Consider the following 10,637-nt stretch of genomic DNA (forward strand, 5'->3'; position numbering starts at 1 on the left):
TCTGCGAGAAACTCGCGGACCACAGACTAAAGGCTTCGAAGTGATAGGACAAAGGCTAGCGCAGCCAGTCGCAGCCACAGTGGAACGCAAGCTGCCGCTGGTGACGGATACCAGGCGCGTGAGCCTCGACTATACCAATGCCGACATTCGCCTGGTCGTGCAGGATGTCGTAGGCGATGTCATGAGCATGCCCTTTACCATCGATCCTGGCGTCGGAGGGAAAATGACCCTTCATACGGCACGCCAGGTGCCAGCGAGTGAGGTGCTGCGCCTACTCGACAAAGCGCTGGAACCGCACGGGTTTGGCCTGGCTGCGGGTGAGCAAGGTGTTCGAGTGGGGCGCTTGGCTGACCTCGCTGGCGGCATGCCAAGCAACGTTCAAGTTATTCCTGTGCAGTATGTCGACCCGGCAGAGGTCATCGGAGTAATCCGACCGAACTTGGAGGAGGGCGTGCGTCTCACGCCGGCCCCCGGGGGGAGAGGCATTGTTGTCAGTGGGCCGCCGGGATCTCTGGCTTCAGTGCGGGAACTGGTCGGTATTTTTGACACAGACGCTATGCTTCGCAAGTCTTTCGGACTGTATACGCTGTCACAAGCGAGTCCGGCCGACGTTGAGCGAGAACTCACTTTGTTGTTTGCGCAGAATGGCAAAGAAAGAAGGCCTGTCCGATTTGCGGCGCTAGAGCGACTGAATGGTATCCTGGTCGTAGCAGAAGATCCTGCAGCTCTCAAGCAGGTCAGCCGGGCGATCATCAAACTGGATAGTGCGTCCGAGGCAACGGCAAACATTCACGTGCGTCCACTGCTGTACCGGCGGGCTTCGGACGTGGCGAATGTGCTGGCGCAAACCTTCGGCGCTGAGGCGCCCAGTGCTATCCAGCGTGCAAAGCCCGCGGGATCGCTCGGCAGACTGTCGGTGGGAAGTGACGCGTCCAATCGGGCCAGCTTGCCGGTCAACGTGGCAAGTTCCCCGGCCGAAATGTCAGATGCGACCGTCTCAAGAACGGATCCGGCGGACGAAACGGTCGTGTCAGCGAACCGTCTCGGCCTTTCGGCGCCGGTTCGGATCCGAGCGGACCCGGGACAAAACGCGCTCGTCGTACTCGCAGAACCGCACGACTACAAGATTGTGGAAGCCGCGATCCGTCAACTCGATCTCAAGCCCCGGCAGGTACTCATCCAAGCGATCATCGCTGAGGTGCGGCTGAACGACGGTCTGAGCTACGGCGTGGATTATCTTCTCTCCACCAGGGCCCTAGGCGCAGTTCCAAATGGTTTGTCGTATGTGTTTCCCGGCAAGGACGCCAACATTGTGTTACACGGGCTAAGAGCGCTTGGGGAGGTCAAGGTTGTGTCCGCGCCGCGCATCCTTGCGGTCGACAATCAAACCGCCACGATCCAGGTGGGCGATCAGGTCCCGATCCTCGCGCGATCATCGCAATCTGTCCTAAGCGAGAATTCTCCGATCGTGAGCGACGTCGAGATGCGCGACACAGGGGCGATCTTGGCTGTTACACCCAGAATAGGTGCCGGCGGTAGTATAACACTCGACACATTCCAGGAGGTCAGCACCAGCAACAGGAACACGCTGACCAATGTTCAATCCCCGGTGATTTCGTTGCGCCGCCTTCAGAGTACCGTGTTGACACAAAGTGGCGACACGATCGCTATTGGTGGATTGATGCAAGACAGCGCCAACCGCGCCAATTCTGGGGTTCCTGTGCTCAAGGACCTTCCGTTTTTTGGGGGACTATTCCGCAGCACGGAATACCAGAAGGAACGGACGGAGCTCTTGATATTGCTTAATACCCGGGTGGTTGACAGTGGCGCCGACGCAAGGGCCCTGACGGAGGAACTGCGCGAAAAGTTCGAGACCCTAGCCCCCGACCTGGGCCGCAGGCTAACACCGTCAGATCAAGGCAAACCTCGTCCGTCTTTTTCCAGGTGAGGCGAATTGGGCGCGGCTAACGTGAACCGGCCGTAGTTCTTTCGTAGGGATGCCGTTCGAGCGCTTTTGGCCATGGAAGTCCGCTTCCGCGTTTCGCCCGCCGCGCTTCAGCCGGCGGCTCGCCCGAGCCGTCCTTCGGTTTGACGCTTATCATCGACTTGACGCGTCGACTCGTTTGGTTCAACTGTTGCTTTGACTTCAGCCTGCTGTCTGCTGTCCGGCCATCTCCGAGCGGTAGTGTGGACAGTGCTTGCCGGCAGCTACGCCCACAATGGAGCGCGCCAACTGATCGGATATTCATTTTTGCTTTTTGCTGCGCCCAAGTCTCGGCTATGACTCGGACAGGCCCAATGGCCTGCCCCACGCTGCAATTGTAAAGAGGAACAAATATATGTCGACTGGAACGGTAAAGTGGTTCAACAGCACCAAGGGGTTCGGATTTATCCAGCCCGACAATGGCGGTCCGGATGTTTTCGTCCACATTTCCGCTGTCGAACGCGCGGGCCTCTCGACCCTCGCTGACGGCCAGAAGATCAACTATGAGATCGAGCAGGACCGCCGCACTGGCAAGTCATCCGCCGGCAGCCTGAGCAAAGCTGGTTGAACGTTTCTCCTGCGTACTGGCAAGAGTGGGCGTGTCGGTCCGTAGGTCCTCACCGCCGTTCGATAGGAACTACAGAAACTGAGGGCAGCAGATTGCTGCATCTTCGCGAATTCCTCATGAAACAAAGTTGTTTGAAAGGAAGGCGGGGTTGGCCCGCCTTTTTGACGCGCAGATCAAGCCGATGGCTGCAACGCTCCAGAACGAATCTCGATTGCTGAATCAAGCCGCGACCTTCTTGCGGGTTCGCTTTGTCGGCGCAGGCTCAGGCGCTTCCGGCGCCTTCGGTTTGCGGCCGAGCCCCATCGTCTTGGCCAATGACGAGCGCGCCGCGGCGTAGTTCGGCGCGACCATGGGATAATCCGCCGGCAGGCCCCATTTGGCCCGATATCCATCCGGCGTCAGCCCGTAGTGGGTCGACAGATGGCGCTTTAGCGATTTGAATTTCTTCCCGTCCTCAAGGGAGATGATGTAGTCCGGTGTCACCGATTTCCTGATCGGGACTGCAGGCTTAAGGGCAACCGGCTCTTCTGCAGAGTCACCTCCGCCCGTCCCTTTCAGAGCCGCGTGCACTTGGCCGATGAGGGCAGGGAGATCCCCCACCGGGATCGGATTGTTGGAGACATAGGCTGAGACGACATCGGCCGTGAGCTCGATGAGGGTGTCGATGTTTTTTTCGGCTTCTTCTGTCATGAAACTCTCCAGGCGGCGTGAAACACAGTCGGCGAAGCGTCGCTTCATAGTGGCGGTCGCCGCTGAAAGCAACAAAGGTCTCGGTAGCGTTAATTGCCAATGCTCGACCAGAAGCGACATCGATGCGCCATATTTCCCGCCATGACGCTGAGCCACTCGTTGTTGGCGACCCTGCCGAGGTGCGTGGCGCGTCCGGCTGTCACTTTGCGTCGAAGTTGCTAGTAGTCTCGAGCCTAAGCGCGGCATTTTGGCATTATTTCTTTGGACTGTGAAATCGAGGGATCGTGATCGCTTGCTGGTGGGCGTCAGAGACGATGGATCAAACGCTATTGGCAATGGCAAAACGATGTAAGTTCATCGCCCGGTGAGCCGCTCTTGCAAGGGGGCTGGGATCCGCCGCTGGTAAACCAAGGACATCAATGTATTTCGAGGCGTTTCTTAGCCGATCCTGGCGAGACGGCAACCGCTGCGGACGACACCTTTTCCATGATATCGAAAAGGCGGCGACACGGGCAGTTTTTCGAATCTGGAGCAGCTTATCGCAAGCTGGCGCCGCGCCGAGAGGCCGGGCAAGGACAGTGAGTCGCCTGCTTCAATCATGCGCATCAACCAGCCAGCGACGCGTCCTCATACGGGCAGTCGCCGCAGCCCTCTGCATGAAGCTTCGCGATATGCTGACGATCAATCAGGCCAGAAAGGTCGACGTCCTGAAGCAGGGTTCACAGTTTGCCACGTCCGCAGGCTTGCCATGCGCTGGCGGCATTTTGCGGAGCCTGTGAATTGGGCAAGCTCGACACTTCGGTCGTCGCGTCAACTCCGGGCTCGTCGCCATCACGCGTTTCGCTCGGGTCCTACGCTGTGACTTTGACGCCGTTCGCGATGCCATTGAACTACCTTGGAGCAACGGCCAGGCGGAAGGGCACCGCCTGAAGACGATCAAACGTACGATTAGGCAGAGCGGGCTGCGAACTCCTTAGGGCAAGCATGCTGCCACTGAGCCGGCCTGATCACCACACAAAGCGAGCAAGAACCTAGTCAAGTGCAAAGCGACAATTGCCTCGACAGCGGGTCCCGGAAGGTTTACGCTGCCCAATGTTAGCGCAATCTGGAATGACGATTGAGTACCTTCACGAGTGAAGGGAGTGGAACTGCTTTGTCGGCCAAATTGTTGACGGAACGCCCGGCGCCCATTGTAGCTACATGTCTAGATTCTTGGGGCGTTTTGGATGATGCAATCCACCATCTCACTCCAAAGGGCAGTGGAATCTGGAACAATGTCGCTTTTGTACGCACGACATCCTTCGTGCCCGATTGGCATATTGTCTTTAACTCTGCTTCTCTTTTTGGGCTCCCTGTTGATATCGAGGCGAGCCCAAACAGGACAATTTTTGCAATCGGCGAACCGCCGACGAAAGCTCATCGCGCGTTTCATGAAGGGCAGGGGAAAAATACTATCGTCCTCACGTCAGACCCAGAGCTGGCTGCTCGGCAGAATGCAGCGCGCCGATTCGTTTTGTCTCCACCTATCACTCGGTCTTGGTCTGTAAACAAGACATATGACCAACTTCTGGTCAGCGAAGTCGTGGATAAGCCCCTTCGGCTCTCATGGATTACCAGTAACATTGCCCTGCTTAAAGGACATCGATATCGGCTGGCGTTTTTGGAACGGCTGAGAAAGGAGCTCGATTTTGACCTGTTCGGCCGAGGTTTTCGGCTGATTGGAGATAAATGGAACGCACTCGCACCTTACCGGTACAGTATAGCGTTCGAGAATACTCGTGCTGATTACTATTTTACAGAGAAGCTTATGGACTGCTTCGTTGCTGAAACAATGCCGATCTATTACGGCAGCCCGGCAATCACGAGGTTCTTCCCTTCGGACTCTATGGTTCTGATTGACCCAGAGGACAAGAACGTAATCCCAAAAATTCAAGAAATCATCAACTCAGACCTCTGGGAGGAACGTCGCGGCGCAATAAGAGAGGCGAAGCGGCTAGTCCTCGAGAAATACAATACGTTTGCTTATCTCGCGGGCTTCATCGAAAGCGTTCAGGATAAACCCTTACCGCCAGAAATTATACACATCGAATCGCCTGAAGTTGATTTTTCAATAGACGAATGAAATACTCCAACGCTCGCTTCGCGTGCCCGGCGGTTGGTGGTCTGGCGAGATCGGTGCGGAACGCTCGGCAGAGAATGCCTGCTGCGCAGACGGGCCGGCACAGGCGCACAAGGTCATGCGCCCCCGGCTGCCGCTGATCAGACGAACTGGGGAAGGCCAGGAACGGAGTTGAGGACCTCGGCCACGAGTTCGTCGCCGGCATGTTCCTTGGCGCAGGCGATCGTCTCGTTGGCGAGGGCGGCGATCTTTGCCATGCTGAGACCCTCACTCATCAATTGCTGCCCGAGCCCCATAAGGCCGCCACCCTCTGGGTCGTCGCCATGATACTTCGCTACTAATTCCGAAGCTCCCGGAATGGCCTCGATCATGCGCGCGCCGGGACCGTCGGCCGCGTGGCTCCGCAGGAAACCCAGCATTAACCCAACGGCCTTCTCTGCGAGAGCCGGGCCGATGCCGGCACCAGTGGCGATGCGCGGTAAGATTTCTTCCATGCAGGGTCTCTCTCTCTCTTTAATTACGTTTACAAGGGGCCGGTCCGGCGCCCCGCGCCCGTGGCCGAACCACAATTGAACTCCACAAAATAGGCCAGCGGAAGTGCTATTGCGCCTAAAACCGCCTCTGTCAACGCAAGCTGCGCCGGACGTGCGTGTTTCGCAAACCGAAGATCATTCCAATTCACTTCATTACGCATTGGCAACCGCACAGTTTGCGGTGGCTCCCCGCGCCGGTCAAATGATGACGACAACGTGGTCATCGCCTAGGATCTGTGGATCAAGGCGTGAGGCAGACAGCGGGTGGACCTGCTCAAGCGCCGCGCCGTCCTCGCGTGATGGGATGTTCGTAGAAGCGGAGCTGCATGCCGGTGTGACGATCGATAAAGGCAGAACGGCTATTCCGATACGACATCCATACTGTCGCATAGACCGTCGCTGCTTAGGTATTGAAACCGCCATCGCTGGTGACATCACGATGTGCAGTCGGCGGGTGTCGACCAGGCCGATTACGCAATCAGCAGGTCAGGAGGAACAATGAACCCTGACGTTTCTGAAGCTCAGTTTTCGCTGCCAGTCTTGCGCATGCTGTGACTTTCTGGACCTTGGCTGGAAGATCGCAGTGACCGAATCTACGAAGCCCCCTCAGGGCGTGCTTTGATGCATACAACCGGTTGCCGACCAGGGATACTCCTCCTCCCTGAAGTCCAATCGAGAAGAGCGATCACTTCCAAGAGGGTCCCAGCTCAGCTGCGAAAACAGGTGTCAGACCCCGTCCTCTCCCTCAGCTGATCTAGCTCAGGGCGTTCATGAGCCGCAGATCGCATAATGGCTGCGTGCACGACGCAGGAAGACCAATTATGAAAATCCTATTCAGTACGATGGCAGTCACCTTGCTGGCACCCACCGCCTTTGCTGCGGATTTGGTCCCCACCGACCTCAGAGATACGGCATTGGCCACCTTCACGGCTTTGCCATCCACCACGTCGACAGTCGCCAACAACCCGATCACCCCGGAAAAGATCGCTCTCGGCAAGGCACTGTTCTTCGATCCACGCGTCTCGGCGTCAGGCGTCTTGTCGTGCAACTCGTGCCACAACCTGGCCACCGGCGGCGACGACAATCACGAAACCTCGATCGGCCATGGTTGGCAGAAGGGACAGCGCAACGCGCCGACTGTACTGAACGCTGTCTTCAACATCGCCCAGTTCTGGGATGGTCGTGCCGAAGACCTGAAGGCTCAGGCGAAGGGACCGGTCCAAGCCGGGATCGAAATGGCCAATACACCGGGCCAAGTCATCGCCACGCTCAAGTCCATGCCGCAATATGTCGAGTGGTTCGATGCAGCTTTTCCGGCTGAAGCCGATCGGGTCACCTTCGACAACTTCGCCAAGGCGATCGAAGCCTTCGAGGCGACACTGGTCACACCTGCCCCGTTCGACAGCTTCCTGAATGGTGATGAGGTTGCCATGACTTCCGAACAGAAACAGGGCCTGGTGCTTTTCATGCACAAAGGCTGCTCGTCCTGCCATGCCGGCATCAACGTTGGTGGGCAAGCCTATTACCCATTCGGCCTCGTGGAACAGCCCAGCGCCGAGGTCCTGCCGGACAAAGACAAGGGCCGATTTGCGGTCACCAATGCAGCCGACGATTCCTATGTCTTCCGCGTGGCGCCGCTACGCAACGTTGCACTCACCGCGCCATACTTTCATTCGGGCAAGGTTTGGGATCTGAAACAGGCCGTCGCTATTATGGGAACCACCCAGCTTGGCGTAGTACTGGCGGACGAAGAAGTTGACCTGCTTGTTGCGTTCCTCAACTCGCTGACCGGAGAGGCACCTGAGGTCGCCTATCCCATCTTACCCTCCGAAACGGCGACAACGCCCCGGCCTCTAACGCAGATCTCAGGAAAATAAAGGGCCAACTGGCTGCGGACGTGGCAATCGATAATGAGGCGAGTTTTACTTGGACGGACCAATCGCGAGGTCCATTTCCGAATTGGCCGGACGCTAGCAATACCCGAAACCTGCCACGTCGCCCGTAGTCTGCGCGAATCAAGTGGGGAAGCGGACAGACGCCCAGCATCATATATTGTCGCCGCCTGAGCGAACGCGCCAAGCAGTCTACTTTGAGAAACGACGCGTGTACGCGTTGTTGGAGGGGTGGGCCTGTATGTTCCCTAGCAGGCTGCACACCGAAAGAAGTCAGGCTCTTTCGCAAACGAAGCCTGAATCGTGAGCGTTATGGATGTAGAAGTGGCCGACGAGGCGGCCTGCAGTGCCAAAGACAGCCCAGCCGCGGCCAGAGGCTGGGTCGTTCTCATCATCCCCCCTCCCACGAGAATTCCGCGCATTCGCCGAGTGGCTCATTTCCAAGAGTGTGCACCGTTTGGCTCGGCCGACATGCGCCAGCCGGCAGCTCACCACACGGTGAGGAAGGAGAAGCCTCAGGCCTGCACTTTCTCCCTGATGGTGCGCGCTGCAGCGACCATGTTCATGAGGGCAGGGCGGACCTCCTCCCATTTGCGTGTTTTGAGGCCACAGTCCGGGTTTACCCACAGTTGGCCGTCGGACAGTCGCTCGCGGGCAAGCATGACTAGGTCCGAAATCTCGCAGACCTCCGGCACACGTGGTGAGTGAATATCATAGACGCCGGGACCGATCTCGTTCGGATATTTGCAGCTCGTGAAGGCGTCCAGCAGTTCCATCTTCGAGCGCGACGTCTCAATCGAAATGACATCCGCATCCATTCCAGCGATCGCGTCGATGATCTCGTTGAACTCCGAATAGCACATGTGGGTATGGATTTGAGTCGCGTCCTTTACACCCGTTGAAGCGATCCGGAAGCATTCGACAGCCCAGTCGAGATAGACTTTCCAGTCAGATTGGCGCAGTGGCAATCCTTCGCGAAACGCGGCCTCATCGATCTGGATCATCCTTGCGCCGGACCTTTCGAGATCGGTGACTTCGTCGCGGATGGCGAGCGCGATCTGGCGGCAGGCTTCGGATCGGGGTACGTCGTCGCGAACAAAGGACCAGTTGAGAATGGTGACTGGGCCTGTGAGCATTCCCTTCACGGGCTTTTCCGTAAGCGACTGGGCGAATTGCCACCAGCGCACCGTCATCGGATTGCGCCTCGATACGTCGCCGAAGATGATGGGGGGACGCACGTAGCGCGACCCATAGCTTTGTACCCAGGCATGCTGGGTGAAGGCGAAGCCAGACAGCTGCTCGCCGAAATGCTGTACCATGTCGTTTCGTTCGAACTCACCGTGCACCAGCACGTCCAGCCCGATCTCTTCCTGCCAACGAATTGCCGACTCGATCTCCTTCTTCAGGAAGATTTCGAAGTCGACATAGCTGAGCTGGCCTTTCGCATGAGCGGCCCGCGCGCGGCGTACCTGCGGCGTCTGCGGGAAGGACCCGATTGTCGTCGTCGGGAACCGCGGCAGCCCGAGCGTGCCGGCCTGGACTCTGGAGCGCTCGCCAAAAGCGCTCTCTCGTCGCTTCATGCTATGGTCAATGCTGGCGATCCGCCCGTCGACAAGCGGGTCATGGATCTTCGTGGATGTCACGCGAGTGGCGGCAGCCTCGGCAGACGCTTTCAACGCGGCTGCCACCGCATCCCTGCCTTGGGACAAGGCCCGGGCGAGCAACACCAGCTCGTCAGTCTTCTGGGCCGCGAAGGCGAGCCACGACCTGATGTCCGCCTCGAGTTCCGTCTCCATGCGCAGGTCAATCGGCACATGCAGCATCGAGCAAGAAGGCGCGATCTCGACGCGGTCCAAGGGCCAGCCGGCGACGATCGGTTTGATGCGGTCGAGAATGGCGGGCAGGTTCGCACGCCAGACGTTGCGGCCATCGATCAAGCCAAGCGAGAGCACCAGATCCTTCGGAGCGAGTCGACCCACCGTTTCCAGCTGCTCGGGAGCGCGCACGAGATCAATATGCAGCCCGGCCAGGGGCAGAGAAACCGCGGTCTCGAGATTGTCTCCCAGCGACCCGAAATACGTAGCCAGCATGATCTTCAGCTCGGGCGCGGCTTTCGACAGCTGGCCATAGGCGAATTCGAACGCAGCTCGTTCGTTCGGGTTCAGATCGAGGACAAGCGCTGGCTCATCGATCTGCACCCAGTCGGCTCCCGACAGCTTCAGCCTCTGCAGAAGCTGCTCGTAAACGGGCAGCAGCCGCGGTAGGAGCGCGATGGAACCGAACCGTTCGGCAGACGATTTCGCCAGCTTGAGGAAGGTGATGGGTCCAAGGATGACTGGGCGTGTGTGAATGCCGAGAGCTTTTGCCTCGAGGAAGTAATCAACCGGCTTCGTTGACGAGAGGGCGAACGTCTGATCATCATCGAGTTCCGGCACAATGTAGTGGTAGTTGGTGTCAAACCACTTGGTCATTTCCATCGCGGTTACACCAGGTTCATGAGCCGCCTCCTGGTGACCAGCGTGTCCACAATCCCCCGTCTGACCCTGGTTGCCGCGCGCCATTGCGAAGTAGATGTCAAGTGGGACCTCGCCGCTATTCCAGCCGTAACGGGAGGGAATGGCGCCGACCATGGCTGCGGTGTCGAGCACATGGTCGTAAAGCGAGAAGTCGTTTGACGGGATTTTCGACACGCCGCGATCGCGCTGCTCTTCCCAGCTAGCGGCACGGAGCGCCTTAGACGTCGTGAGAAGGTCGCCAGCGGCCGATGGGTTGTGTGCGTCAAGTTCTGCAAAAAGGGGCGGCCATGATGCTGGTCATGCGGCTTGGCGCAGAGCGAGCTTCTTGTGCTCGC

General features: G+C 58.2%; 6 protein-coding genes and 1 pseudogene. 4 read left to right on the top strand and 3 right to left on the bottom strand.

The window, feature by feature from the left end:
• The first annotated feature begins 79 nt into the window (after positions 1–79).
• Positions 80–1,948 carry a secretin GspD/PilQ domain-containing protein gene (locus tag NKJ88_RS31605; RefSeq protein ID WP_352446816.1) on the top strand — a complete coding sequence of 623 codons (1,869 nt, stop codon included), beginning with the start codon at positions 80–82 and terminating at the stop codon, positions 1,946–1,948.
• A gap of 391 nt (positions 1,949–2,339) precedes the next feature.
• Entirely contained in the window at positions 2,340–2,552 is a 213-nt protein-coding gene (locus tag NKJ88_RS31610; RefSeq protein ID WP_352446817.1) for a cold-shock protein, read from the top strand.
• Between the two features lie 219 nt (positions 2,553–2,771).
• On the opposite strand, the gene NKJ88_RS31615 is transcribed toward NKJ88_RS31610, so the two are convergent.
• The gene (locus NKJ88_RS31615; RefSeq protein ID WP_352446821.1) at positions 2,772–3,242 is read right to left on the bottom strand and encodes a Ros/MucR family transcriptional regulator; all 471 of its coding nucleotides are present in this window, start codon (positions 3,240–3,242) and stop codon (positions 2,772–2,774) included.
• 1,117 nt (positions 3,243–4,359) lie between these two features.
• On the opposite strand from NKJ88_RS31615, the gene NKJ88_RS31625 reads away from it, so the two are divergent.
• The gene (locus NKJ88_RS31625) at positions 4,360–5,364 is read left to right on the top strand and encodes a glycosyltransferase family 10 domain-containing protein (RefSeq protein WP_352446818.1); all 1,005 of its coding nucleotides are present in this window, start codon (positions 4,360–4,362) and stop codon (positions 5,362–5,364) included.
• A gap of 137 nt (positions 5,365–5,501) precedes the next feature.
• Here the strand turns inward: NKJ88_RS31625 and NKJ88_RS31630 are convergent, their stop codons facing one another.
• Entirely contained in the window at positions 5,502–5,855 is a 354-nt protein-coding gene (locus tag NKJ88_RS31630) for a hypothetical protein (RefSeq protein ID WP_352446819.1), read from the bottom strand.
• A gap of 860 nt (positions 5,856–6,715) precedes the next feature.
• On the opposite strand from NKJ88_RS31630, the gene NKJ88_RS31635 reads away from it, so the two are divergent.
• Positions 6,716–7,771 carry a cytochrome-c peroxidase gene (locus tag NKJ88_RS31635; protein WP_352446820.1) on the top strand — a complete coding sequence of 352 codons (1,056 nt, stop codon included), beginning with the start codon at positions 6,716–6,718 and terminating at the stop codon, positions 7,769–7,771.
• Positions 7,772–8,301: 530 nt separating this feature from the next.
• On the opposite strand, the pseudogene metE reads toward NKJ88_RS31635, so the two are convergent.
• A pseudogene (gene metE, locus NKJ88_RS31640) lies at positions 8,302–10,551 on the bottom strand (5-methyltetrahydropteroyltriglutamate--homocysteine S-methyltransferase); the annotation flags it as partial.
• Positions 10,552–10,637: the final 86 nt, after the last annotated feature.

The sequence above is a fragment of the Mesorhizobium sp. M0016 genome (assembly GCF_040324035.1).
In the GTDB taxonomy this organism is placed as follows: Bacteria; Pseudomonadota; Alphaproteobacteria; order Rhizobiales; family Rhizobiaceae; genus Mesorhizobium.